General features: G+C 73.4%; 22 protein-coding genes. 10 read left to right on the forward strand and 12 right to left on the reverse strand.

The features are described 5' to 3' along the window. The first annotated feature begins 38 nt into the window (after positions 1–38). Complete coding sequence (locus STRAU_RS35565; RefSeq protein WP_016645232.1) at positions 39–413, forward strand: hypothetical protein; 375 nt, start codon at positions 39–41, stop codon at positions 411–413. 37 nt (positions 414–450) lie between these two features. Here the strand turns inward: STRAU_RS35565 and STRAU_RS35570 are convergent, their stop codons facing one another. After that, positions 451–954, reverse strand: a complete 504-nt coding sequence (locus tag STRAU_RS35570; RefSeq protein WP_016645233.1) for an FBP domain-containing protein — start codon at positions 952–954, stop codon at positions 451–453. Between STRAU_RS35570 and STRAU_RS42690 the strand changes: the two genes are divergently transcribed. Further along, positions 953–1,108, forward strand: a complete 156-nt coding sequence (locus tag STRAU_RS42690) for a hypothetical protein (protein WP_016645234.1) — start codon at positions 953–955, stop codon at positions 1,106–1,108. The two genes, STRAU_RS35570 and STRAU_RS42690, sit on opposite strands and share 2 nt — an antisense overlap. Here STRAU_RS42690 and STRAU_RS35575 read toward each other — a convergent pair. Further along, positions 1,089–2,027: an NADP-dependent oxidoreductase gene (locus STRAU_RS35575; RefSeq protein WP_037664082.1), complete on the reverse strand. Its 939-nt coding sequence runs from the start codon at positions 2,025–2,027 to the stop codon at positions 1,089–1,091. The two genes, STRAU_RS42690 and STRAU_RS35575, sit on opposite strands and share 20 nt — an antisense overlap. A 244-nt stretch (positions 2,028–2,271) precedes the next feature. Between STRAU_RS35575 and STRAU_RS35580 the strand changes: the two genes are divergently transcribed. After that, entirely contained in the window at positions 2,272–4,332 is a 2,061-nt protein-coding gene (locus tag STRAU_RS35580; protein WP_016645236.1) for a phosphocholine-specific phospholipase C, read from the forward strand. A 95-nt stretch (positions 4,333–4,427) separates the two neighbouring features. Further along, positions 4,428–5,291 carry an LURP-one-related family protein gene (locus STRAU_RS35585; RefSeq protein ID WP_016645237.1) on the forward strand — a complete coding sequence of 288 codons (864 nt, stop codon included), beginning with the start codon at positions 4,428–4,430 and terminating at the stop codon, positions 5,289–5,291. 109 nt (positions 5,292–5,400) lie between these two features. On the opposite strand, the gene STRAU_RS35590 is transcribed toward STRAU_RS35585, so the two are convergent. Together STRAU_RS35590 and STRAU_RS35595 are read right to left on the reverse strand one after the other, a co-directional pair. After that, positions 5,401–6,387: a DMT family transporter gene (locus STRAU_RS35590; protein WP_016645240.1), complete on the reverse strand. Its 987-nt coding sequence runs from the start codon at positions 6,385–6,387 to the stop codon at positions 5,401–5,403. Beyond that, positions 6,384–7,253, reverse strand: coding sequence for a phosphatase PAP2 family protein (locus STRAU_RS35595; RefSeq protein WP_016645238.1), 870 nt, complete (start codon positions 7,251–7,253; stop codon positions 6,384–6,386). The genes STRAU_RS35590 and STRAU_RS35595 overlap by 4 nt, the downstream gene beginning before the upstream one ends. A gap of 175 nt (positions 7,254–7,428) precedes the next feature. Between STRAU_RS35595 and STRAU_RS35600 the strand changes: the two genes are divergently transcribed. Then, on the forward strand, positions 7,429–8,082 hold the full coding sequence (locus tag STRAU_RS35600) for a TetR/AcrR family transcriptional regulator (protein WP_016645239.1): 654 nt from the start codon (positions 7,429–7,431) through the stop codon (positions 8,080–8,082). Between the two features lie 222 nt (positions 8,083–8,304). Here the strand turns inward: STRAU_RS35600 and STRAU_RS35605 are convergent, their stop codons facing one another. After that, complete coding sequence (locus STRAU_RS35605; protein WP_037664083.1) at positions 8,305–9,264, reverse strand: DUF2510 domain-containing protein; 960 nt, start codon at positions 9,262–9,264, stop codon at positions 8,305–8,307. A gap of 113 nt (positions 9,265–9,377) precedes the next feature. After that, positions 9,378–10,559 carry an anhydro-N-acetylmuramic acid kinase gene (locus STRAU_RS35610; RefSeq protein ID WP_037664086.1) on the reverse strand — a complete coding sequence of 394 codons (1,182 nt, stop codon included), beginning with the start codon at positions 10,557–10,559 and terminating at the stop codon, positions 9,378–9,380. Between the two features lie 308 nt (positions 10,560–10,867). Between STRAU_RS35610 and STRAU_RS35615 the strand changes: the two genes are divergently transcribed. Then, the gene (locus tag STRAU_RS35615) at positions 10,868–12,235 is read left to right on the forward strand and encodes an MFS transporter (protein WP_016645243.1); all 1,368 of its coding nucleotides are present in this window, start codon (positions 10,868–10,870) and stop codon (positions 12,233–12,235) included. Positions 12,236–12,242: 7 nt separating this feature from the next. Here the strand turns inward: STRAU_RS35615 and STRAU_RS35620 are convergent, their stop codons facing one another. After that, positions 12,243–13,280 carry an acyl-CoA dehydrogenase family protein gene (locus STRAU_RS35620; RefSeq protein WP_037664089.1) on the reverse strand — a complete coding sequence of 346 codons (1,038 nt, stop codon included), beginning with the start codon at positions 13,278–13,280 and terminating at the stop codon, positions 12,243–12,245. Then, positions 13,280–14,413, reverse strand: a complete 1,134-nt coding sequence (locus tag STRAU_RS35625; protein ID WP_016645245.1) for an acyl-CoA dehydrogenase family protein — start codon at positions 14,411–14,413, stop codon at positions 13,280–13,282. Before STRAU_RS35625 ends, STRAU_RS35620 begins: the two co-directional genes overlap by 1 nt. A 124-nt stretch (positions 14,414–14,537) precedes the next feature. Here STRAU_RS35625 and STRAU_RS35630 point away from each other — a divergent pair, with 124 nt between their 5' ends. From STRAU_RS35630 to STRAU_RS35645, 4 genes are all read left to right on the forward strand, one after another. After that, positions 14,538–15,320 carry an SDR family oxidoreductase gene (locus STRAU_RS35630; protein WP_016645246.1) on the forward strand — a complete coding sequence of 261 codons (783 nt, stop codon included), beginning with the start codon at positions 14,538–14,540 and terminating at the stop codon, positions 15,318–15,320. A gap of 15 nt (positions 15,321–15,335) precedes the next feature. After that, positions 15,336–15,968, forward strand: a complete 633-nt coding sequence (locus STRAU_RS35635; protein WP_016645247.1) for a TetR/AcrR family transcriptional regulator — start codon at positions 15,336–15,338, stop codon at positions 15,966–15,968. Positions 15,969–16,040: 72 nt separating this feature from the next. After that, the gene (locus tag STRAU_RS35640) at positions 16,041–17,198 is read left to right on the forward strand and encodes an acetyl-CoA C-acetyltransferase (RefSeq protein WP_016645248.1); all 1,158 of its coding nucleotides are present in this window, start codon (positions 16,041–16,043) and stop codon (positions 17,196–17,198) included. Positions 17,199–17,390: 192 nt separating this feature from the next. After that, a complete protein-coding gene (locus STRAU_RS35645) occupies positions 17,391–20,036 on the forward strand; it encodes an ATP-binding protein (protein ID WP_016645249.1) in 2,646 nt (881 codons plus the stop codon). A 201-nt stretch (positions 20,037–20,237) separates the two neighbouring features. On the opposite strand, the gene STRAU_RS35650 is transcribed toward STRAU_RS35645, so the two are convergent. The 4 genes from STRAU_RS35650 to STRAU_RS35665 are packed head-to-tail and all read right to left on the reverse strand — an operon-like array spanning position 20,238 to position 23,774. Continuing rightward, positions 20,238–21,326, reverse strand: a complete 1,089-nt coding sequence (locus STRAU_RS35650) for an NAD(P)H-dependent flavin oxidoreductase (protein ID WP_016645250.1) — start codon at positions 21,324–21,326, stop codon at positions 20,238–20,240. Beyond that, a complete protein-coding gene (locus tag STRAU_RS35655) occupies positions 21,323–22,090 on the reverse strand; it encodes a CoA-transferase subunit beta (protein WP_016645252.1) in 768 nt (255 codons plus the stop codon). Before STRAU_RS35655 ends, STRAU_RS35650 begins: the two co-directional genes overlap by 4 nt. Beyond that, entirely contained in the window at positions 22,087–22,989 is a 903-nt protein-coding gene (locus tag STRAU_RS35660; protein ID WP_016645251.1) for a CoA transferase subunit A, read from the reverse strand. The genes STRAU_RS35655 and STRAU_RS35660 overlap by 4 nt, the downstream gene beginning before the upstream one ends. Continuing rightward, positions 22,986–23,774 (reverse strand): enoyl-CoA hydratase family protein, encoded by a 789-nt coding sequence (locus STRAU_RS35665; RefSeq protein WP_016645253.1) that lies wholly within the window; start codon positions 23,772–23,774, stop codon positions 22,986–22,988. Before STRAU_RS35665 ends, STRAU_RS35660 begins: the two co-directional genes overlap by 4 nt. Positions 23,775–23,823 lie beyond the last annotated feature (49 nt).

Consider the following 23,823-nt stretch of genomic DNA (forward strand, 5'->3'; position numbering starts at 1 on the left):
CCACGCCGCTGCCCGAGCCCCGCACCGCCCCGGACACCGTGTCCCCGGCGCCCGCCGCCCGCCCCTGCACGCTCGTGGTGTGCCGGGGCTGCTGCTGCGGCGACCCGGGCAAGCACCCCGGCACGGACCACGCGGGCCACCTGGCACGCCTGCGCGCGGCGGCGGCCGGCTCGGGCGGGGGTTTCGCGGTGCGGACCAGCGAATGCCTGGGCCCGTGCGGCCAGGCCAACATCGTCGTGGTCCAGCCCTCCCGCGAGGGCCGCTCACGCGGCGGCAGACCGGCCTGGGTGGGCTTCGCCCTGGACGACGCCTCGCTCGACGACATCCTCACCTGGGCCGAGGCGGGCGGCCCCGGGCTCGCGGAGCCGCCGCCCGCCCTGACCCTGCAACTGGTCGATCCCCGGCAGAGCTAAGGGTTGACCGGTCGGGCAGCTCTTGGGACCGCCCGGGTCAGTCTTGCCCGAGCACCTGGTCGAGGAAGCCGTTGAGGTTCCGCACCGTGCGGTCGTTCTGCTCCTCCGGCGTGAGGCTCTCGTCGAAGCGGCGGGCCAGGGCCGACTGCTTCTTGCCGCGTACGTAGAGGGAGCAGGCGAGGTCGGCGCAGATGTAGAGGCCGACCGAGTTGCCCTGCCGCCCGGCCTCGCCCGCGCGCGGTGCGACGAGCAGGGCGATGCCCGAACCGGCCTGCGGGGTCACGCACACCGAGCAGATGCTGGACTTCAGCATGGACCGGCGGGCGCCCGTGGAGGCACGCAGCGCGATGCCGACGAGTTCGCCGTCCCGTTCGGCCACGACATAGCCGCGGTCCGGGGCCTTGGGGTCCCGCCAGCCCAGGAAGTCCAGGTCGGACCAGGGCGTCCCGGTGAAGCCCGCGGGCAGGGTGAGGCGCCGGGCCTCGCCCTTGGAGCAGTTCACGAACGAGGCACGTATTTCTTTCTCACCTAGGGCACGCATGATCCGGAAGGTATCAATCGGGCCGGAGGGGTGTCTTTTTCTTTTTTCCGGCTCTTCTTCTCCGGTCGATCCGGTCGATCCGGTCGATCCGGTCCCGGTCGATCCGGTCGATCCGGTCGATCCGGTCGATCCGGTTACCCGGGTACCGGGCTAACCACGCCGACCTCGATCACGACCTTGCCGAGCGCGTGGCCGGTCTCGACGGTGCGCAGGGCCTCGCCCGCGCGGTCGAGCGGGTACGTCGCCGTGATGTGCGGCCGGAGCACGTCCGCCGCGGCGAGTTCGGCGACCGCCTCCAGCGTGGCGGCGTCCCGGGCCCGGGCCACGGCGGAGCCGCCGAGCTCGGCCACGATCTGCTTGCCGCCCGCCGTGATGAGCTTCGTCCGGTCCGCGACCAGGTCGGCGACCGTCCGCAGATGCTCCCCGCCGACCAGGTCGAAGACGCCGTCGACGCCGTCCGGGGCGAGCGCGCGGACGCGCTCCACGAGGCCCGGCCCGGGCGCCACATGGACCGCGCCCAGCGACTCGACGACGTCCTTCTTGCCCTCGCTCGCGGTCCCGATCACCCGCAGCCCCCAGTGCCGCGCGAGCCGCACCGCGTTGCCGCCCACGCCGCCGCCCGCGCCGGTGACCAGCAGCGTCGCCCCGGCCGGCAGCGCGAGCTGACGCACGCCGTCGTAAGCGGTGGCCGCGGCGACCGGCAGCGTCGCGGCCTCGGCGAACGACAGGCCCGCCGGCTTGTGCGCGGCGACCGCCACGGGCAGCAGCGTGTACTCGGCGTACCCGCCGGTGAGCGTGGACCCGAACACGGCGTCCCCGACGGCGAATCCCTCGACGCCCGGCCCGGTCCGCGCCACCACGCCCGCGGCCTCGCTGCCGAGCACCTCGGGCAGTTCGGCGGGCGCCTGGCCCGGCCTGCGGTAGCCGCCGCGCAGCCTGAAGTCGACGGGGTTCACGCCCGCCGCCCGCACCGCGATCAGCAGTTCGCCCGGCCCGGGCTCGGGCGGCTCCAGGTCGACGAGGGCCTCCACCTCGGGGCCGCCGTGCCGGGTGAATACGTACGCCTTGGCCATGTGTCCCTCGCCCTCACGCTGAAGATCGTTCCTCAACGATCCCAAGGCCGCGGGGGCGGCGGGCATTCCGCGCACGGGGAGACTTCACGCGGCCGCAACAACGTGGCCTGTGAGGTTGTCCCCCTCTTCACGTCCCCGTCACAGGCCCTTCCATCTCATCCACAAACCTTCCGTAGACACGCTCCCCTTGACACACTGCACCCGCTCACGTCCCCCCACACACATCACGCGAGGTCATTTCTCCATGCCTGAACTCAACCGGCGCCGCTTCATGCAACTGGCGGGCGGCACCGCCGCGTACTCGGTGCTCTCGGAGAGCATCAGCCGTGCCGCGACCCTGCCCGCGCAGCGCCGCTCCGGCTCCATCGAGGACGTCGAGCACATCGTCGTCCTGATGCAGGAGAACCGCTCCTTCGACCACTACTTCGGCACCATGAAGGGTGTGCGCGGCTTCGGCGACCCCCGGCCCGTGACACTGCCCAGCGGCAAGCCGGTGTGGCACCAGGCGGGCGGCGGCAAGGAAGTGCTGCCGTTCCACCCGGACGCGGACGACCTGGGCATGCAGTTCATCGCGGGCCTCGACCACGACTGGGCCGGCGGGCACAAGGCGTTCAACAACGGCGCGTACGACCAGTGGATCCCCGCGAAGTCCGAGCGGACCATGGCCTATCTGACGCGCGGGGACATCCCCTTCCACTACGCCCTCGCCGACGCCTTCACCGTCTGTGACGCCTACCACTGTTCCTTCATCGGGGCCACCGACCCCAACCGCTACTACATGCTCACGGGCCACACCGGCAACGACGGCAAGGGCGGGGGCCCGGTCCTCGGCAACCAGGAGGCGGGCTACGGCTGGACGACGTACGCCGAGCGCCTGCAGCAGGCCGGGGTCTCCTGGAAGGTCTACCAGGACATCGGCGACGGTCTGGACGCGGCGGGCCGCTGGGGCTGGCTCGAGCACGCGCCCTACCGCGGCAACTACGGCGACAACTCGCTGCTGTACTTCAACACCTTCCGCAACGCCAAGCCCGGCGACCCGCTCTACGACAAGGCCCGCACCGGCACCGACGTCAAGGCGGGCGACGGCCTCTTCGACCGCCTGACCGCAGACGTCAAGGCGGACAAGCTGCCGCAGATCTCCTGGATCGCCGCGCCCGAGGCGTTCACCGAGCACCCCAACTGGCCGGTGAACTACGGCGCCTGGTACATCGCGAAGGTCCTGGACGCGCTGACCTCCAACCCGGAGGTGTGGAGCAAGACCGCGGTCTTCGTCACCTACGACGAGAACGACGGCTACTTCGACCACATCGTGCCGCCGTACGTGCCCTCGTCGGCCAACCAGGGCCTGTCGACGGTCGACACGAAGCTGGACTACTTCCCGGGCAACGCCCAGTACGCGGCCGGGCACTACGGCCTCGGCCAGCGCGTCCCGATGGTCGTCGTCTCGCCGTGGAGCACGGGAGGGTTCGTCTGCTCGCAGGTGCTCGACCACACGTCGATCATCCGGTTCATGGAGCAGCGCTTCGGTGTGCGCGAGCCGAACATCTCGCCGTGGCGGCGCGCCGTCTGCGGCGATCTGACGGCCGCGTTCGACTTCAGCGGCAAGGACACCGACCCGGCCGGTCTGCCGGACACCGCGGGCTACGAGCCGCCGGACGACGACCGCCACCCCGACTACTTCCCGAAGGCGCCCGCGAACCCCGCCCTGCCCAAGCAGGAGCGCGGCTCCCGGCCCGCCCGTCCGCTGCCGTACGCGCCCGTGGTGGACGGTCACGCGACGCCCGCCGACGGCAAGTTCAAGCTGACCTTCGGGGGTGGCGACGCGGCTGGCATGTGCTTCCACGTCCGCTCCGGCAACCGCACCGACGGGCCCTGGACCTACACCACCGAGGCCGGCAAGACGCTCTCCGACGCGTGGAACTCGGCGTACTCCGGCGGCAGTCACGACCTGACCGTCTTCGGGCCGAACGGGTTCCTGCGGGCCTTCAAGAACCCCGGGAAGAAGGCGGGGCCCGAGGTGACCGCCCGCCATGACAAGGTCAGCGGCAACATCGAGCTGACCCTCACCAACGCGGGGGCTGCCGCCTGCGCCTTGACGGTGACCAACGCCTACGGCGGTCACAAGGAGACCTTCAAGGTCAAGCCCGGCGCGACCGTCCGGCACGTCGTGGACCTGCGCGCCACCAAGCGGTGGTACGACCTGACCGTGGTGTCCGACACCGACGCCGGGTTCCTGCGGCGCTTCGCGGGACACGTCGAGAACGGCCAGGCGGGCGTGAGCGACCCGGCGATCGCCACCGCCTGAGACTTCGCCGCATGGGGCTTCGCCCCTTTCCCGTGGAGGTCCACCTCCAGCAAGGGGCTGGTCAGCCGCACAGGGGGGCGCGGTAGTGTGCCCGGGTGACAACGCATTCGAACACTCCTGCAGGCTGGTACCCGGACCCGCACGGCGCCCCCCAGCTCCTCCGCTGGTGGGACGGCTCGCAGTGGACCGACCACACGAACCCGGCCCCGCAGGACGCGGGGGCCCAGGCGCCCGCCCAGGCTCCCGCGCAGGGCCAGGCATTCCAGGCCCCCGGCCAGGCGGCCCCGGCCGCCGACCCGGCGCGCGTCCAGCGCCAGGTGCAGCAGCAGGCGGGCGTCACCCCCACCTCCCAGGGCGGCGGCACCCTGTTCACCGAGCCGGTCCTGGTGGTGAACCAGAAGGCCAAGCTGATCGAGCTGACGAACGAGTACAGCGTCATGGACCAGTCGGGCAACCAGCTCGGCTCCGTCGTCCAGGTCGGCCAGAGCACGCTCAAGAAGGTCGCCCGCTTCGTCGCCAGCGTCGACCAGTTCATGACGCACAAGCTGGAGATCCGCGACGCCCACGGCATGCCGCAGCTGCTCATGACCCGCCCGCGGAAGTTCATGAAGTCGCGGGTCGTCGTCGAGCGCCCGGACGGCTCGCCGGTCGGTGAGATCGTCCAGCAGAACGTCATCGGGAAGATCAACTTCGCGATGATGGTGAACGGCCAGCAGGTCGGCGCGATCAAGGCGGAGAACTGGCGCGCCTGGAACTTCTCCATAGTCGACCAGTCGGACAACGAGGTCGCCCGGATCACGAAGACCTGGGAAGGTCTCGCCAAGACGATGTTCACCACGGCGGACAACTACGTCCTGCAGATCCACTACCAGCTCCCGGACCCGCTCCTGAGCCTGGTCGTGGCGACGGCCCTGACGGTGGACACCGCGCTGAAGCAGGACTCCCGAGGTCTCGGCTGACGGCTGCGGACGCGTTCGTACGCGACGTACGCGGAGGAAGCGACCGCTCCCGGTGAGGGGGCGGTCGCTTCGTCGTGACCGGCCCGCCACGGGGGAGTCGAAGTCGACTTCACCCCGGCTGCTTGGCGGGTGTGGCTCGGAGCGGAGCGCCCGGCTCGGCCTGTGCCTGTGCCTGTGCGGGAATCGAGGGCAGAGAGCCCGCCGTCCCGGCTACGGGACCGATCCCGGGGACGGCGTCCCGCGCGGGCGCCTGTTCCGCCCCGAGCAGTGCGACGCGGGGCGACCGCGTCAGCACCACCACTCCGTACGCCGCGACCGCCGCCCCCGCCGCCGCGAGCAGCACCCCGCCCAGGCCGCCCCGCAGCCGCTCGCCGAGCAGGGCGATGCCGATGGCCGACGCGGCCACGGGGTTGGCAAGCGTCACGACGGCGAGCGGCGCGCCGAGGCCGCCGCGGTACGCGGTCTGGGAGAGCAGCAGCCCGCCCACCGCGAACGCGGCGACGAGCAGCGCCACGACCACGACCCGCCCGCTCAGCAGCGGCCCGGTGCGGTCGGTCGCCGCGACCGTCACGGTCTGCGTGAGCGCGGAGGCGACGCCCGACGCGAAGCCGGACGCGGTCGCGTGCCGCAGGCCGGGGCGGGTGCCGGGCCGGGACAGCAGACCGATGACCGCCATGGTCGCGCCGGCGACCGTCACCGCCTCCGGCAGCGACAGCGTGTCGTCGGGCTCGGGCCCCGAGGCGGTCAGCAGGAGGGCGCCGAGGCCCATGAGCGTCAGCCCCGTGCCGCGCCACTCGAGGCGGGTGACCCGCCGCCCGGCGAGCCGCGCGCCCAGCGGCACGGCGGCCACCAGCGTGAGCGCGCCGAGCGGCTGCACCAGGGTGAGCGGACCGAACTTCAGCGCCGCGACGTGCAGCAGCGCCGCGGCCGCGTTCAGGCCGACCGACGACCACCACGCGCCACTGCCGAGCAGCCGCAGCACCCGGCCGCCGCTGTCCGCCATGCGCGCGGCGAGCCGCTCCTGGGCGACGGCGGCGGTGGCGTACGCGGCGGCGGAGACGAGGGAGAGCGCGACGGCGAGCAGGGTGGCGCTCACCGGTCGCCGCCGGGGGCGGGTGCTCCGGTGACGGAGGCGACGAGTTGGGGCGCGGGCGCGGGGGCCGAGGCCGGAGCCGGAGCCGGAGCCGAGGCCGAGCGGCGTACGACCCGCGAGCGGGCCGGGCGGGGCAGGCGGATCACGGCCAGCGCGACGCCGAGCAGCGCCGCCGCGGCGCCGGCGTCGAGCCAGTAGTGGTTGGCCGTGCCGACGATCACCAGCAGCGTGACCAGCGGATGCAGCAGCCACAGCCAGCGCAGTCGCGAGCTGGTCGCGACGATCAGGCCGACGGCCACCATCAGCGCCCAGCCGAAGTGCAGCGACGGCATCGCCGCGAACTGGTTGGCCATCGAGTCGGTCGCGGGCTTGGCGGCGTACACCGAAGGCCCGTACACCTGCGCCGTGTCCACGAGGCGCGCCACGTCCAGCATGCGCGGCGGCGCCAGCGGAAAGCCGAGGTGCAGCGCGAGCGCGGCCGCGGTCAGCGCGGCGAGGATCCGCCGGGCCCATACGTAGTGCCGGGGGCGGCGGACGTACAGCCACACGAGGAAGGCCAGCGTCGCGGGGAAGTGCACGGTCGCGTAGTACGTGTTCGCGACGTGGACGAGGGTGTCGCCGCTGAGCAGCGCGTCCTGGACGGAACCCTCGCCGGGCAGGCGCAGGAACCGCTCGGCGTCCCACACACGGTGCGCGTTGCGGAACGCCTCGCCGGTATGGCCGTTGGCGAGCTGCCTGCCGAGTTTGTAGACGAGGAAGAGTCCGACGACGAGGAGCAGCTCGCGTACGAGGGGTGGCCGGGCAGGGGTGTCCGGCTGCCGGGAGGCTATCTCCGGCTCCTGTTCCGCAGGCTCGGTGCGGGAATCCATCCGCCGGCCCCTTTACGTGACGACTGGGTGGTGCGGTGATGAGGGAGTTCCTGTTCCACACATCGATACGCCAGTGTACCGATACGGGAGCGTACCGGTACACTGGCGTATCGATAGGGTTCGCGGGCTCTGCGGGAACCGAGCCGACCGGGCCGACGCACCGAGGAGACGAGCGATGACACCGCCGGAACGGACGCGTGAGCAGCAACTCTGCGAGCAGGCGATGTCGCGCCGCTCGAAGATCACGCCCGAGCGCGAGCAGGAGTTCTACGACGCGGTCCTCGACCAGCTCCGCGAGAGCGGCTACGAGGCCGTGACGATGGAGGGCGTCGCCGCCCGCACCCGGTGCAGCAAGTCCACGCTCTACCGCCAGTGGAAGACGAAACCCCAGTTCGTGGCGGCCGCGCTGCGCGCCAACCGCTGTGTGCGCTTCGCGGGCATCGACACGGGTTCGCTCGCCGGGGACCTGCGCGCGGCGGCCCGCGCGGCGGCCACCTGGGCCTGGCGCGACACCATGATCGTGCAGGCCCTCAGCCACGCCGTGCTGCAGGACGAGGACCTGCAGCACGCGCTGCGCGAGGCGCTCGTGGAGCCCGAGGTCGCGGCGATCGACGAGTTCGTGCGGCGCGCGGTGGCGCGCGGGGAGATCGCCGCGGGCCATCCGGCGGCGGAGTTCGTCACGGTCCAGCTGTTCGGCGTGCTGCGCGCACGCCCGCTCCTGGAGGGCAAGAACGCGGACGAGGACTATCTGTCGCGGTTCGTGGAGGCGGTACTGCTGCCGGTCCTCGGGCTGACAGAGGGACCCGGCGGGGACGCCCCGGCCACCTGAACGCGGGCCCCGGTCCGCGGGATGACCGGACCGGGCCCGCCGGGCGCCGCACCGTGGGGACGGGGGCGGCGCACCTCCCGGAGCCGGGCGGGCTGATCGCACTCGGCCCGCCCGGCACCGGCTCCCCGCACCCCCACGTACGGGTCGTATCCGCCCGGCTCCGTACCTGCCGGGACTCGGCTCTCCCCGGCGCCGGACCACCGCGCCCAGGAGCTGCCGGCGTCAGACCTGCTGACCGTCGCCGCCCGCGCCGCCGCCGCGGGCCTCCTTGATGCCCTTGGTGATCTTGTCCATGTACGACACCGACGGCGCCTCGTCGTGGTCGTCGATGCCGAAGCGCACGAGCACCATCGTCATGTCGTCGGCGGGGGACTTGAAGGCAAGGGACTGCACATAGCCGTCCGGCCCCTTGCGGTTGACCGCCTTCCAGCGGACCAGATAGCCCTTCTTCCCGGCGACGGTCACCGACTTGGCGGCGAGCTGCTTGTGGGACACCAGCTTGCCGCCGTAGATCTTGCCGCCGTACGACTCCTCGGCGTTCTTCTCGATGTCCGCCTTGGCGGCCGCCTCCGGGTCGGTCTCCTTGACCTTCAGGGCGACGGCGGGGGCGGAGAACGCGCCGCCGCGCACGCAGGTCGTCGCGGTGTGGCCCGGGCACGGGTACTTGCCGGTGGTGACGCTCGCGCCGCGCCCGCTCGACGTGCCCTGCCAGCCGTCGGGGACCGGGATGCTGATGCCGCTCGCGGCGTCGGTGGCGAACCCCTTCTCGGTCGGCGGCCCGTCCGACGGCGCGGGCGACCGGGAGCCGCCGGGGCCGTCGGGCTCCTCGCTGCCGCCGCCCTTGCCGGGCTCCGAAGGCGCGGTGGGGGCGGGGGACTTGGCGCTGTCGTCGCCGTCATCGTCGTCGCCCGAGGTCAGCGCGTACACGCCGCCCCCTATGCCCGCGAGCACCGCGAGGGCTACTCCGACGACGACGGCCGTACGCATCCGGCGCCGCGCCGGCCCCGGCGGCTGCTGCGGGTAGGCGGAGAAGGCGGGCGATGTGGGCGCGGTGGGGGAGGCCCCGCCCGGTGCGCGGACGTGCTCCGTCCACATGGTCCCGTCCCACCATCGCTCGGACGGCGGGGCACCAGGTATCTGCCCGGGGTCGGGATACCAGCCCGGGGGAGTCGCGTGCGTCATGGGCGTCAGCGTATGAGCACCGCGTGAAAGGGGGATGAGAGGGGTCGGCGCTTTCCGGCCAACGGCGTGCGGTCGGCTCGGGGTTCGTGCCGTGCGGTTCGGCTCCCCGCCGGTCAGTTGCCGTCGACGACCAGCCGCCGAGGCGGCCGCGCGCCCTGGGTGAGTCCGGGCGGACACAGCCCCGCACGCCCCGGAGTGACCGAACCCAGCACGCTCGCGTGCCGCGCGCCGGTCCCGGCCGCGACGGTGCCCGGCAGCCCGTGCACCGTCAGGAAGCCGAGCACCGCGAAGGCGTACGCCTCCTTCGCCGCCGACGCGAGCCCCCACTCGTCGGAGCGCCGCACCGGCACGCCCGTCCCCAGCTCGCTCCGCAGCAGCGCCATCAGCGTCGGGTTGCGGGTCCCGCCGCCGGAGGCGACGACCTCGCTCGCCCCCGCCGCGCGCACCGCGTCGGCGACCGTCACCGCCGTGAGCCGGGTGAGCGTCGCGACCACGTCCTCCGGAGCGAGCGTCTCGTACCCCTCCAAGGCCCGGCGCAGATAGGCCGGATGGAACAGCTCCTTGCCCGTCGTCTTCGGTGCGGGCAGCGCGTAGTACGGCTCGGCGAGCAGGCGGGCGAGCAGAGCGCCGTGCACGGTGCCGCGCGCGGCGATCTCGCCGTCCCTGTCGTACGCCAGGCCCCGCTGGCGGCCCTGGGGCGTCAGCTCGCGCACCGCAGCGTCGATCAGCGCGTTGGCCGGGCCGGTGTCGAACGCGGTGCCGTCCGGGGCGGTGATGTTGGCGATGCCGCCCAGGTTCAGGGCGACCGGGGTGCCGGGGCGGCCGCGCAGCCACAGCTGGTCGACCAGGCCGACCAGCGGCGCGCCCTGGCCGCCCGCCGCGACGTCGCGCGGCCGGAAGTCGGCCACCACGGGCAGGCCCGTGGCCTCCGCGATCCACGCGGGCTGACCGATCTGGAGCGTGCCGTGCACCCGTCCCTCGGCCACCCAGTGGAAGACGGTCTGCCCGTGCGAGGCGACCAACTCGGCGCGGCCGTCGCACAGTTCCCGGTCGGCCTCGGTCGCGGCCGCGGCGAATGCCTGGCCGATGCGGGTGTCCAGGCGGCAGACGTCCGCCAGGGTGGTGCGGGACGGCGGCAGGGCTTCGGTCAGGGCGGCGCGCAGATCGCCGTCGTACGCGCGGCTGATGACGCCCAGGGGGGTGAGGTGGAGGGTGTCGCCGTCGAGGGCGAGGTCGACGGCACCGGCGTCGATGGCGTCGTGGGAGGTGCCGGACATCAGGCCGATCACTCGCATTGGTCTCCGTCTCTCACTGTGCGGGGCCCCCGGGGTCGGCCACAAGGGTCCCCTGGGACGGGGCTGGTGTCGATCGCCCTTCGGGCTCGTCCTCAATCGCCGGACGGGCTTCCTTCCCGTTCCCTGGGAGAATGCGTGCATGAGGAGTCTGGAGACGCCCGGTCGTTCTGGCGCGCGGTGACCGTGTGGGCCGTGTGCGGCCCGTCATCGCGTGCCGCCCCCGCGTGTGGCACAGCGAGCCTGTCCCTGCCTGAGGCGTTCGTCGCCGGGCGGGGTCGCCTTGTCTCCGGCCGTCCTCAGGGGTCTCTGTGCCGTCCGCCCGTTCTGCCTCTTCCGCTCCTTCCGCTGCTTCTTCCGCTCCTTCCGCTTCCCCGAGTCCCTGGCGGGACCGTGATTTCCGCCGGCTCTGGCTCGGCCAGACCGCTTCGCAGCTCGGTGAACACACCAGCCTGGTGGTCCTGCCGCTCGTGGCCGTGCTCACCCTGCGCGCCGATGCCGCCCAACTCGGCACCCTGCGCGCGGTGGGACAGGCTCCGATCCTGTTGTTCGCGCTCCTCGCGGGCGCGTGGGTGGACAGGTGGCGCACCCGCACGGTGATGGTCCTGACGGACGCCGGGCGTGCGCTGGCGCTGGGCGGTGCCGCCGTGGCCGCCGTGCTCGGCGCGGCCGGTCTGCCGCTGCTGCTCGCGGTCGCCTTCGTCGTCGGCACCCTGTCCGTGTTCTTCGACGTGGCCTACCAGGCGTCGCTCGTACGTCTCGTGGCCCGCGATCAACTCCTGCGCGGCAACAGCGCGTTGGAGGGCAGCCGGTCCGCCGCCCAGATCGGCGGCCCCGCCCTCGGCGGGGCCCTGGTGTCCGTGCTGTCGGCGCCGGTGGGGGCCGCGGCCGGTGCGGTGTTCTTCGCGGTGTCCTTTCTGTCGATCCGCCGGATCCGCCGGGGCGAATCCGTTCCGGGGCGGATGGAGCGTGCGGACCGTGTAGAAGGGGCGGGATCCGCCGCGCGGGTCTGGCGGCGGATCCACGAAGGGCTCCGCTTCGTCGTCCGCGATCCCTCGCTGCGCGCCGTGGGCTTGGCCTCGGCCGCCTTCCAGTTCTCCTTCGCCGCCCTGATGACCGGGTACCTGCTCTTTCTGCCCCGGGACCTGGGGCTGTCGGGCACCGGTATCGGCCTCGCGCTCGCGGCGACGGGGCCGGGCGCGCTCCTGGGCTCGCTGCTGGCGGCCCGGCTGCCGCGGCGGTTCGGGTACGGGACGGTGCTCGTGGGCGCCGCGGCGCTCGGCGACGGCGTGCTGCTGTGCGTGCCGGCGCTGCACGGTCCCGCGGCCGTGACGGTCCCGGCGCTGCTCGCGGTCAACTTCGTCTTCGGGGTCTTCGGCCAGTTGGTGAACGTCACGGTCATGGCGGTCCGGCAGGCCGTCACGCCGGACGGGATGCAGGGCCGCGCGGCCGCGACGATCACGTTCGTCGGCATGGGGCTGACCCCGCTCGGCTCGCTGCTGGGCGGGCGGCTCGCGGAGGCATGGGGGCCGCGCACCGCGCTCCTGGTGACGGCCCTCGGCATGCTGGCGTCCCCGGTGCTGATGGCGCTCTCCCCGCTGGCCCGCCTGGGGCGGACGCTTCCGGCCGCGCAGGTTCCGCCGGGGGGCGCCGAGGTTCCGCCGGGGGCGCGAGGGTGACGCCCGTTCACCCTCCGCCCGCCCTCCTCAGGACTCGTCCCCGCCACATCCCCGCCCCGCCCCAGGCACCCCGCAGCTCCCGCGCCTTCAGCAGCCACAGGGACAAGTCGTACTCGGCCGTGTACCCCACGGCCCCGTGGAGTTGGAGCGCCACCCGCGCCGCGTCGTATGCCGCCTCCCCGGCGGTCACCTTGGCCGCCGCTAGGTCCACATCGGCGGCCGACCGGTCCCCGTCCCGCAAGGACACCGCCGCCCCGAACACCAGCGGCCGCGCGAACTCCAGCCGCACCAGCACATCCGCGAGCCGGTGCTTGACCGCCTGGAACGAGCCCACCGGCACCCCGAACTGCGTCCGCTCCTTCACGTACGCCACGGTCCGGTCCAAGAGCGCGTACCCGATCCCCAGGCACTGGGCTGCCGTCGCGAGCGCCGCCCAGTCGAGGGCGCACCGGGCGGCGGCGTCCGCCGCGTCCCCGGACGCCAGCACCTCCCCGTCCGGCAGGAGCCGGCCGAGCCGCCGCGCGGGGTCCAGGGACCCCCGCAGGTCCGTGTGCCCGGGCGCCAGCCGCACCTCCCCGTCCCCGGCGGCGAGCAGCACCCCGGCGGCGTCCGCGTCCAGGGCATGCGGCTCGGTGCCGGTGCCGGTGCCGGTGCCGGTGCCGGTGAGCGTCAGCGTCGCGCACGTCCCGCCGTCGACGAGCGCGGGAAGGAGCCGTTTGGCGGGCCCCGGAACTCCCAGCTCGGCCAGGCCCGACAGGAGGGCCACCGCCGTCACGGTCTCGACGGCGGGGCCGGGCACCGCGTGCCGCCCCACCTCCACGAAGGCGACGGCCGTCTCGACGGGCAGCGGTCCCACGCCCTCGTACTCCCCGGGAGCCGCGAGGGCGAACACCCCGGCCTCGCCGAGCCGCCGCCACACCGCGAGGCCGGGCGCGTGCTCCCCGGCCGCCCAGGCCCGCGCGGCCGCCGGTGTGTCCGCCGCCGTCAGCATGCCGTCCAGCGACCGCGCGAACGCCCGCTGCTCGTCGTCCAGGAGGAACCGCATCACCGGCGCCCCTTCGGCAGGCCGAGCAGCCGCTCGGCGATGATGTCGCGCTGGATCTCGTTGGTGCCCGCGTAGATCGGCCCGGCGAGCGCGAACACATACCCTTCCGTCCAGTCGCCCGGCTCCGTTCCGAGCAGATCCAGCGCCGTCTCGTGCACCGCGATGTCGTGCTCCGACCAGAACACCTTGTTCAGGCTCGACTCCGCGCCGATCGGCTCACCGGCCGCGAACCGTGAGGCGTTGGCCCAGGTGAAGAGCTGATACGCGCGCGCCTCGATCAGCGCGTCGGCCACCCGGTCGCGCAGCGCCGTGTCCGCCGGGTCGCCGTGCGCGTGCCACGCGCGCAGCAGCCGCCCGGCCGTCGCGAGGAAACGGCCGGGGGAGCGCAGCGTCAGGCCCCGCTCGTCGCCCGTCGTGGACATCGCGATCCGCCAGCCCTGCCCGGGCTCGCCGATCACGTCCTCGTCGGGCACGAACACGTCGTCCAGGAACAGTTCGGCGAACGCGGGCTTGCCGTCCAGGCGGCCGATGGGCCGCACGGTGACGCCGTCCGCGTCCAGGGGGAACATCAGATACGTCAGGCCCCGGTGCGGCCGGCCGGCCTCCGGGTCGCTGCGGAACAGGCCGAACGCGCGGTCGGCGAACGCGGCCCGCGACGACCACGTCTTCTGCCCGTTCAGCAGCCAACCGCCGCGCACCCGCCGGGCGGTGGACCTGAGCGACGCCAGGTCCGAGCCCGACTCCGGCTCCGACCACGCCTGCGCCCAGATCACCTCGCCGCGCGCCATCGGCGGCAGCACCCGCGCGCGCTGCTCCGCCGTGCCGTGGCCGAAGAGCGTCGGCGCGAGCAGGCTGATGCCGTTCTGCGAGACGCGGCCCGGGGCGCCCGCCGCGTAGTACTCCTCCTCGAACAGCAGCCACTCGACCATTCCTGCGGCCCGCCCGCCGTACTCCTCGGGCCAGGACACCACCGACCAGCGGTCCGCCGCGAGCTCGCCCTCCCAGGCGCGATGGGCGGCGAAGCCCTCCTCGGTCTCCAGCGAGGGCAGTGGCTCCGCCGGGACGTGCGCGGCCAGCCAGGCGCGCGCCCGCCGCCTGAACTCCCCTTCCTCTGCGGTGAAGTCGAGGTCCATCAGCGGCCCACCTCTTGGGATTCGGAGTTCCGGCGGAAAGCTCTTCCCTAACAAGTGTTTGGTAGATTACCTTGGTACGGGGCAGCCGTCGAGGGTGGGAACGAGGGAAGAGGGGAGGCCGCCGATGCACACGCCTGAGTACGTATCGGGGCATGAACTGCTCGCGGGCCGCACGGCCGTCGTCACGGCGGCGGCCGGAGCCGGCATCGGCGGCGCCACCGCGCGCCGCTTCCTGGAGGAGGGCGCGCGCGTCGTCATCGGCGACGCGCACGCGCGCCGCACGAAGGAGACGGTCGAGCGGCTCGCGGACGAGTTCGGCGCCGGGCGCGTGCACGGCGCCCCTTGCGACGTGACGGACGAGGCCCAGGTCCGGGAGCTGTTCGACCTCGCGGAGCGGCACCACGGAGGGCCGGACATCGTCGTGAACAACGCGGGCCTCGGCGGCACCGCGGAGCTCACGGAGATGACCGACGAGCAGTGGGACAAGGTCATCGACGTCACGCTGACCGGCACCTTCCGCTGCACCAGAGCCGCCCTGCGCCGCCTGCGCGCCACCGGCAGCGGCGGCGTCATCGTGAACAACGCCTCGGTGCTCGGCTGGCGCGCCCAGCCCGGCCAGGCGCACTACGCGGCCGCGAAAGCCGGCGTCATGGCCCTCACCCGCTGCGCCGCCCTCGAGGCCGCACCCCACGGCATCCGCGTCAACGCCGTCGCGCCCAGCCTCGCCCTGCACCCGCACCTGGCCAAGGTCACCTCCGGCGAGCTGCTCGACGAGCTCGCCGCGCGCGAGGCGTTCGGGCGCGCCGCCGAGCCCTGGGAGATAGCCAACGTCATCGTCTTCCTCGCCAGCGGCTACTCCTCGTACATGACGGGGGAGACGGTCTCCGTCAGCAGCCGGCACCCCTAGGCGGACAATGACCATGTGCCGAAAAAGAACCAGCAGCACCAGCAGAAGAAGCCCCCGGTGACCCCCTCGCCCGAGCGGCGCGAAGAACTGTTGAGGATCGCCGCGGACGTCTTCGCCGAACAGGGCTACAACGCCACGACCGTCCGCAAGATCGCGGACGCGGCGGGCATGCTCGCCGGCAGCCTCTACTACCACTTCGACTCCAAGGAGTCGATGCTCGAAGAGATCCTGCGCACGTTCCTGACGGAGCTGTGGGACGGGTACGACGGCGTGCTGTCCGCGCCGCTCGGCCCGCGCGAGACCCTGGAAGCCCTCGTCACCGAGTCCTTCCGGGAGATCGACCGGCACCGCTCGGCCGTCGCGATCTACCAGAAGGAGTCCAAGCACCTGGTCACCCAGACCCGGTTCGAGTACCTGGTCGAGTCCCAGCAGCGGTTCGAGAAGGCATGGCTGACGACGCTGGAGCGCGGCGTCACCGAAGGAGTCTTCCGCGCCGACCTGGACATCCGCCTCGCCTACCGCTTCGTGCGCGACACCGTGTGGGTCGCCGCGTCCTGGTACCGCCCCGGCGGCGGCCACAGCCCCGAGGAGATCGCCCGCCAGTACCTGTCGATGGTCCTGGACGGCATCGCCGTACGCACCACCTGACCCGCGCCGTCGTCCGCGGTGCCGAGACCGCGCCGTCCCGCACGGCGCCAAGACCGCGAGGAGTACGCAGCCATGGCCGAGGCATACATCGTCGAGGCGGTCCGCACGCCCGTCGGCAAGCGGGGCGGCGGCCTCGCCGCCGTGCACCCCGCCGACCTGGGCGCGCACGTCCTGAAGGCGCTCGTCGAGCGCAGCGGCGTCGACCCGGCCGCCGTGGACGACGTCGTCTTCGGCTGCCTGGACACCGTGGGACCGCAGGCCGGGGACATCGCCCGCACGAGCTGGCTGGCCGCGGGACTGCCCGAGGAAGTGCCGGGCGTGACCGTCGACCGGCAGTGCGGATCCTCCCAGCAGGCCCTGCACTTCGCCGCCCAGGGCGTCCTCTCCGGCACCCAGGACCTCGTCGTCGCGGGCGGCACCCAGAACATGTCGATGATCCCCATCGCCTTCGCGTCCCGGCAGGCCGCCGCCCCCCTCGGGCTGACCGAGGGCCCGTTCGCGGGCAGCGAGGGCTGGCGCGCACGTTATGGGGACCAGCCCGTCAACCAGTTCCACGGCGCCGAGCTGATAGCCAAGAAATGGGGCATCTCCCGTACGGACATGGAGGAGTTCGCACTCGCCTCCCACCAACGGGCCCTGCGCGCCGCCGACGAGGGCCGCTTCGACCGCGAACTCGCCCCCCTCGCGGGCGTCACCGCCGACGAGGGGCCGCGCCGCGACACGACGGCGGAGAAGATGGCGGGCCTGAAGCCCGTCATGGACGGCGGCACCCTCACCGCCGCCTGCTCCTCCCAGGTCTCCGACGGCGCCGCCGCGCTGCTCCTGGCCGGTGAACGGGCGGTCCGCGACCACGGGTTGACGCCCCGCGCCCGGATCCACCATCTCTCCGTGCGCGGCGAGGACCCGATCCGGATGCTCTCCGCGCCCATCCCCGCCACGGCGCACGCCCTGAAGAAGACCGGCCTGACGCTCGACGACATCGACCTCGTCGAGATCAACGAGGCTTTCGCACCAGTCGTCCTGGCCTGGATCGCCGAGACCGGCGCCGACGCCGGGCGCGTCAACGTCAACGGCGGGGCCATAGCCCTGGGCCACCCTCTGGGTGCCACCGGCGCCCGGCTGATGACGACCCTGCTCCACGAACTGGAGCGCACCGGCGGCCGGTTCGGCCTCCAGACGATGTGCGAAGGAGGAGGCCAGGCCAACGTCACTGTGATCGAACGCCTGTAACCACCACCGGCCGCCCGCGCGGACGTCCCGGCGCCGCCCCGCCGCGCCGCCCCCGCGGCCCCAGGAGGGACTGGCATATGACAGCCTGTCACCCCTTGTGGGAGTACCTGCGCGGACCGTGCTCCGCGACGGCCCCGACCCGGCTAGTCTCAAGTTCTGTACGTCGATTGAGCGACCCCGGGAGGTAGCGCGATGACGCAGGGACGGCCCGGAGGTGGCGTCTGGGCCCCGCTGTGGGAGCGCGACGCGGAACTCGCCGCAGCCGAGCACGCGATGTCCGCGCTGTGCTCGGACATGACGACCGAAGGCAGCCTGCTCGTCTTCAGCGGCGAGGCCGGCATCGGCAAGACCGCGCTGCTCGCGGAAGTGCGCCGCATGGCACAGGGCCGCGCCCGGGTGCTGGTCGCCCGCGGCGGCGAGACCGTCACGTCGGTGCCCTTCAACGTCGTACGACAACTCCTGCAACCGGTCCTGGTCTCGCTCTCGCCCGAGGAGGCCCGCGAATATCTCGGCGACTGGTACGACATCGCGGGCCCCGCGCTCGGCATCACCGACCCCGGCAGCGGGCGGCCCGAGCCGCAGGCGGTGTGCGACGGCCTCGTCGACGTGGTCTCCCGCCTCGCCCGCGTGCACTGGCCGCTGGTCCTGATCGTGGACGACGCGCACTGGGCCGACCAGGAGACGCTGCGCTGGCTCGCCGCGTTCGCCGAGCGCCTCGACGACCTGCCCGTGCTCGTCGTGGTCGCCCACCAGCCGGGCGAGGCCACCGGCGACAGCGCCCGCCACCTCAAGCGGATCGGTGACGCGGCCCGCCCCACGACGCCCCTGCGCGCCCTCACCCCGGACGCCACCGCCGGCCTGACCCGCGCCACCCTCGGCGAGCACGCCGACGCCCCGTTCTGCCGCGAAGTCTGGGCGGTCACCGGCGGCAATCCGTACGAGTCGGTGGAACTGCTCGCCAAGGTGCAGGACAGCGAGATGGAGCCGGTGGAGAGCTCCGCCGCCGAACTGCGCGCCCTCAACCGCTCCGCCCGAGGGCGCGGCCTCGTCGCGCGCATCCAGGAACTCGGCACGGACGTCACCCAGTTCGCGTGGTCCGCGGCCATCCTCGGCTCCGCGATCTCGGTGGAGCTCGCCGCCTCGCTCATCCCCATGCCGGTGGACGACGCCAGGCGGTGCGCGGAGCGGCTGCACACCGCCCGCATCATGACCAGCGGCGACGACGGCCTGGAGTTCGTGCACCCGCTGATCGCCACCGCCGTCTACCGCTCCATCCCACCCGCCACCCGCACCGCCTTCCACGGCCGGGCCGCCTGGGCCGTCACCCGCTCCGGGCGCGGCCACGCCGCGGCCTCCCGCCACCTCCTGGAAGTCCACCCGGACGACGACCGCGAAGTGGTCGAACAGCTCCGCGAAGCCGCCGCCGAGCACCTCGCGGTCGGCGCGCCCGACGCGGCCCGCCGCTGCCTGGAGCGGGCCCTGCGCGAGCCGCCCCGGCCCGAGGTGCACGCCCACGTGCTCTACGAACTCGGCTGCGCCACCCTGCTCACCTCACCCGTCACCACCATCGGGCACCTGCGCGAGGCCCTGTCGATGACCGGCCTCAGCCAGGAGCTGCGCGTCGACGCCGTGTGCAGGCTCTCCCAGGCGCTGGTGCACAACGACCAGCTCGGCGAAGGTCTGCGCGCCATCGACGAGGAGGCCGCCAAGCTCCAGGACGGCCCCGCCCAGCTGCGGCTCAAGGCTGTGCACTACATGTGGGAGGGCATCCACGCGGGCGAGGAGGACTCACCGGGACGCTCCCGGCGGCTCGCCGCGCTCGCCGGTCCGCTGGCCGGCCGCGACAACGCCGAGCGCGCGCTGCTCATCCTGCGCGCCTTCGACGCGATGACCCGCGGGGAGAACGCCGAAGAGGTCGTCGAGCTGTGCGACCGCGCCCTCGTCAACGGCCGGCTCGCGCCCGGACTCGGCTGGACCGACGCCGAGTGGAGCTTCGAACTGCGCCTGATGCTCGGCGGGTCGTACGCGTTCGCGGACCGGCTCGACCGCGCGGAGAGCCTGTTCACGGAGGCCGTCAGGGCGTACGAGACGGCGGGCTGGAGCGGCGGCCACCTCGCGCTCGCGCACGCCTTCCTCGGCTATGTGCACCGCAGGCGCGGACGGCTCAGGGACGCCGAGAAGTCGCTGCGCGAAAGCCTGCGGCTCGCCGACCGCGTGGGCCAGGGCGGCCTCCCGATGCACTGGGAGGCGGCCAGCATGCTCATCGACACGCTGCTCGCCCGCGGCCACGCCGAGCAGGCCAGGTCCGTCGCCGACCGCTACGGCTTCGCGCCACCGTCCGCCTCCACGATCTACGTACCCGACGCGATGTCCGTACGCGGACGGCTGCTCCTCGCGCTCGGCCACCGGGAAGAGGGCCTGAATGAACTGGAGGCCACCGCCAAGGCGTTGACGGCACGCGGCCAGTACAACACCGTGCTCGCACCATGGGCGTACGACCTCGCCCGCGCGCTCGCCGACGAGGATCCGGGGCGCGCCGCCGACCTGGTCGCCGACGCACGCGTGCAGGCCGAGCGGTTCGGGACGGACACGGCGATCGGCGAAGCGATCAGGTGTGCGGCGGCGCTGGAGAAGGGGACGCGTGCCGTTGCCCTGTACGCGAAGGCCGTGACGTATCTGGAAGCCTCGCCGTGCGCGTACGAGCACGCGGTCGCCCGCGTCGAGTACGGGATCGCCTCCGGCGCGGTGGAGGAGTTGGAGCGGGGGATCGCCCTCGCGCGGGCTTGCGGGGCCGATGGGTTGGTGGCCTGGGGCGAGCGGGAGTTGGCCGGCGCGTAGGTTTCCTGGACGTGGTCCTGGGGCGCCGCCGCGGGGGTTCTGCCCCCGGACCCCCGTATCGGCCTTCGGCCTCGTCCTCAAACGCCGGACGGGCTGAAATACCCCCCCCCGGTGCGGGCTGAAATACTCCCCGGTGCGTGCTGAAATATCCCCCGGTGCGTGCTGAAATGGCCCCCGGGTGCGGGCTGATAGCCCCCGTCCTCAGCACGCACCGTTGATCCGCAGCCGCGCCAGCGTCTCCTCCGCCTCCCGCACCATCCCCGCGATCAGCGCCGCGCACGAAGGCACATCCTCGATCAGGCCCGCCACCTGGCCCGATGCCATGACACCCGCGTCCGTGCGGCCGTCCACCATGGCCGCCTTGAGCATCATGGGCGTGTTCGCGGCCAGCAGGACCTGGCTCCACGTCAGGTCCTTGCCGCGGCGCAGCGCCACGCCGTCGCGGAGCAGACGCGGCCAGCTCGTGCCGGAGACACGGCGGAACGCGGCCGCGTGGCGCGCGGCGCGGGTCAGGGACCGGAGCGGGCCCGACCGCTCCAGGGCCGTCACCAGGTCCGTGCGCAGCATCCGGTGGGGGAGACCGTCCACGCGCGTGGTGACCGTGACGTCCTTGACGGTCGCCGCCAGATAGCGGGCCTTCACCGCGTCCGGCACCGTCGACTCCGCCGTGAGCAGGAAGCGCGTGCCCATGGCGACGCCCGCCGCGCCGTAGGCCAGGGCCGCGACCAGGCCCCGGCCGTCGTAGAAGCCGCCCGCGGCGATCACCGGGATGCCGACGGCGTCCACGACCTGGGGCAGCAGCACCGTCGTGGCGACCTCGCCGGTGTGGCCGCCGCCCTCGCCGCCCTGCACCACCACCGCGTCGGCGCCCCACGCCGCCACCTTCTCGGCGTGCCGCCGCGCCCCGACGGACGGGACCACGAGCACACCGGCGTCCTTGAGCTCCGCCATCAGGTCCTTCGAGGGGGCGAGCGCGAAGGACGCCACGCGGACGCCCTCGTCGATCATGATCCGTACCCGCTCGCGCGCGTCCCCCGCGTCCGCCCGCAGGTTCACGCCGAACGGCGCGTCCGTACGGGACTTGACCTCCCGCACCGCCGAGCGGAGCTGGTCGGGCGTCATCGTCGCGGAGGCGAGGATGCCCAGCGCGCCGGCGTTCGCCACCGCCGAGACCAGGCGCGGGCCCGCCACCCAGCCCATGCCGGTCTGCACGATCGGGTGGCGTACGCCGACGAGGCGCGTCAGCGCCGTCCGGGGGCCGGTCGGCACCGGCCGTGGGCCGGGCGTCATGCCGTCGGCACTTCGCGCTCGCGCAGGCCCGAGGGGTCCACCACCTCACGGATCAGCCGCAGTTCGCCGGGGGTCGGCTCGCGGGTGGGCGGCACCTCGTCCGACATCGCGAGAGGGAACCCCGTGGCCTCGCGGACCTCGTCGGCCGTCACCCCGGGGTGGACGCTCACCAGGCGCATCGCGTGATCCGGCGTGGCGAAGTCGAAGACGCCGAGGTCCGAGACCACCCGGCGCAGCTCGTGGAAGCGCGTCGCCGACGGGCCCGCCGCGGCCGCGCTGTCGTACCCCACCCCGCAGATCATGTCGACGCGCTCGACGAACACGCGCGGCGAGTGCCGGGGGATCCAGTAACTGACCGGGTTGTTCAGGGTGTTGGCGGGCGCGCCGCGGGCGCCGAGGAGCTGGCGGGACGGGCGCCGCCAGTCGCCGACGCAGCTGATGTTCTGGTTGCCGAAGCGGTCGATCTGGCTCGCGCCCATCATCACGTGCCGCCTGCCGCCCATTGTCATCGTCAGATGGCGGCGGTACGGCAGCCAGCCCTCCGTGACCGCCGACCGCGCCCCGACCGCGGGCACGTCCCCGATCAGCAGCGCCTCGCCGTCCGTCAGGAGCAGCTCGGGCGCGAACGTCAGTTTCGCGAGGCGCGCCGCGATCGACGGGACCGTGCCCATGGGCGAGGCGAGCACCTCGCCGTCGCCCCGCCAGGCGTCGGCGCAGGCGAGCACGCAGTAATCGGCGCGGGTGACGGTGGTGGGGGTCGTCATCGCTGCTCCTTGTGCCAGTCCTGGACGGCGAGTTGGTAGTCCTCCTCGGTGCTGCCGGTGAGGAAGCGGGTGTGGAAGGACGCCCAGGTCTCCGGAGTGCGTGCCGCCGTCGCGTACTCCCTCTGGAAGGACTCGTCCCGGCCGTAGTCCGGCGCGCACGACGTGAAGTGCGCGCCCTTGGGGGTCTCGGCCACGCCCGTCACCGCGTGCCGGGAGACGAGCAGGGTCTGCGGCGCCGCGTGCGCCGTCAGCTCCGCGGTGTCGACGATCCGCTCGCAGGTGACGTACGCGGTGTCGGCCGCCTCGCAGAACAAGTCGTCGAAGTACGGATCGGGGCCCAGATACTGGCCGTTGCCCAGGTGGTCCGCGCGGTTCAGGTGGACGAGGGCGGCGTCCAGGCGCAGGGCGGGCGCCGCGACCAGCTCCTCGCCGTCCTCGTACGGCGACGTCACCGTCCGCAGGCCCGGGTTGACGCGCAGCACGTCCGAGCCGAGGCCCGCGCGGACCGGCAGGAACGGCAGCCGCTGGGCGGCGGCCGTCAGGCCCTGCATGAACATCGCCTCGTCCAGCTCCACGAGTTCGGAGGCGGCGCGCTCGCGGGCCGCGCGGTAGTGCGGCTCCAGGGGGATCGAGTCGAGCGTCACGAACGCCGTGACCAGCTTGCGGACCCGGCCGGCCGCGGCGAGCAGCCCGACGTCCGGGCCGCCGTACGCCACCACCGTCAGGTCCGTGACGTCCGAGCGCAGCAGCGCCCGCACCACGGCCATCGGTTTGCGGCGCGAGCCCCACCCGCCGATGCCGAGCGTCATGCCGCTCTCCAGGCGCCCCACGATCGCGTCGGGCGTCATGATCTTGCCGTTGCCGTTGCCGTTGCCGTTGCCGTTGCCGTTGCCGCTCATGCCGGGTCCCCCTGTTCCTGTGTCGGTTCCCGCTCGTGTGTCGGGTTCGCTCCGCCGAAGCCGTCACGGATGCGGGCCGCGAGGCCGCTCAGGTTCGCCTCGAAGGTGAAGCCCTGCTCGAAGCGGTAGCTGCGGTGCACGTCGACCGGGTCGATGCCGTTGATCGCGGCCTTCGCCAGGCGCAGCAGCGTGCCGTCCTTGCGGGCTATCTCGCGCGCCAACTCCATGGCCGCCGCGCGCAGTTCCGCGCGGGGGGCCACCCGCCACACCGAGCCGTGCGCGTGCAGCTCGGCGGCCGTCGCCGTGCGCGAGGTGTAGTACAGCGCGCGCATCAGGTGCTGGGGCACCAGGCGGGCGAGATGCGTCGCGGCGCCGAGCGCGCCGCGGTCCAGCTCGGGCAGGCCGAAGGTGGCGTCGTCGCTCGCCACGATCGCGTCCGCGTTGCCGACCAGACCGATGCCGCCGCCCAGGCAGAACCCCTGCACGGCCGCGACGACGGGGACCTCGCAGGCGTACACCGCGGAAAACGCCTCATAGCACCCGTGGTTGGCGCCGATCAGGGCCTCGTGGCCGGGGTCGCGCTGCATCTCCTTGATGTCCACGCCCGCGTTGAACCCCCGGCCGGCCGCGGCGAGGACCACACAGCGGACGCCGGGATCGCGGCCCGCGGCGCGCACCGCGTCCGCGAGGTCGTACCACCCCCGCACGGGCAGGGCGTTGACCGGGGCGTAGTCGACGGTGACGACGGCCACGCCCTCGTCCGGAACCGAGGTGGAGACAGGCATCAGCGGATCCGCTACCTTTCAACCAGCGTCCTCAATCAAACATTTGTTA

The sequence above is a fragment of the Streptomyces aurantiacus JA 4570 genome (genome assembly GCF_000414115.1).
Taxonomy (GTDB): Bacteria; Actinomycetota; Actinomycetes; order Streptomycetales; family Streptomycetaceae; genus Streptomyces; species Streptomyces aurantiacus_A.

What these genes read in the sequence shown, in the direction of transcription:
- STRAU_RS35665 (WP_016645253.1), bottom strand. Translation starts at nt 23,774, where the DNA reads ATGCCTGTCTCCACCTCGGTTCCGGACGAGGGCGTGGCCGTCGTCACC.
- STRAU_RS35660 (WP_016645251.1), bottom strand. Translation starts at nt 22,989, where the DNA reads ATGAGCGGCAACGGCAACGGCAACGGCAACGGCAACGGCAACGGCAAG.
- STRAU_RS35605 (WP_037664083.1), bottom strand. Translation starts at nt 9,264, where the DNA reads ATGACGCACGCGACTCCCCCGGGCTGGTATCCCGACCCCGGGCAGATA.
- STRAU_RS35570 (WP_016645233.1), bottom strand. Translation starts at nt 954, where the DNA reads ATGCGTGCCCTAGGTGAGAAAGAAATACGTGCCTCGTTCGTGAACTGC.
- STRAU_RS35625 (WP_016645245.1), bottom strand. Translation starts at nt 14,413, where the DNA reads ATGGACCTCGACTTCACCGCAGAGGAAGGGGAGTTCAGGCGGCGGGCG.
- STRAU_RS35620 (WP_037664089.1), bottom strand. Translation starts at nt 13,280, where the DNA reads ATGCGGTTCCTCCTGGACGACGAGCAGCGGGCGTTCGCGCGGTCGCTG.
- STRAU_RS35650 (WP_016645250.1), bottom strand. Translation starts at nt 21,326, where the DNA reads ATGACGCCCGGCCCACGGCCGGTGCCGACCGGCCCCCGGACGGCGCTG.
- STRAU_RS35580 (WP_016645236.1), top strand. Translation starts at nt 2,272, where the DNA reads ATGCCTGAACTCAACCGGCGCCGCTTCATGCAACTGGCGGGCGGCACC.
- STRAU_RS35645 (WP_016645249.1), top strand. Translation starts at nt 17,391, where the DNA reads ATGACGCAGGGACGGCCCGGAGGTGGCGTCTGGGCCCCGCTGTGGGAG.
- STRAU_RS35600 (WP_016645239.1), top strand. Translation starts at nt 7,429, where the DNA reads ATGACACCGCCGGAACGGACGCGTGAGCAGCAACTCTGCGAGCAGGCG.
- STRAU_RS35630 (WP_016645246.1), top strand. Translation starts at nt 14,538, where the DNA reads ATGCACACGCCTGAGTACGTATCGGGGCATGAACTGCTCGCGGGCCGC.
- STRAU_RS35595 (WP_016645238.1), bottom strand. Translation starts at nt 7,253, where the DNA reads ATGGATTCCCGCACCGAGCCTGCGGAACAGGAGCCGGAGATAGCCTCC.
- STRAU_RS35655 (WP_016645252.1), bottom strand. Translation starts at nt 22,090, where the DNA reads ATGACGACCCCCACCACCGTCACCCGCGCCGATTACTGCGTGCTCGCC.
- STRAU_RS35610 (WP_037664086.1), bottom strand. Translation starts at nt 10,559, where the DNA reads ATGCGAGTGATCGGCCTGATGTCCGGCACCTCCCACGACGCCATCGAC.
- STRAU_RS42690 (WP_016645234.1), top strand. Translation starts at nt 953, where the DNA reads ATGATCCGGAAGGTATCAATCGGGCCGGAGGGGTGTCTTTTTCTTTTT.
- STRAU_RS35575 (WP_037664082.1), bottom strand. Translation starts at nt 2,027, where the DNA reads ATGGCCAAGGCGTACGTATTCACCCGGCACGGCGGCCCCGAGGTGGAG.
- STRAU_RS35640 (WP_016645248.1), top strand. Translation starts at nt 16,041, where the DNA reads ATGGCCGAGGCATACATCGTCGAGGCGGTCCGCACGCCCGTCGGCAAG.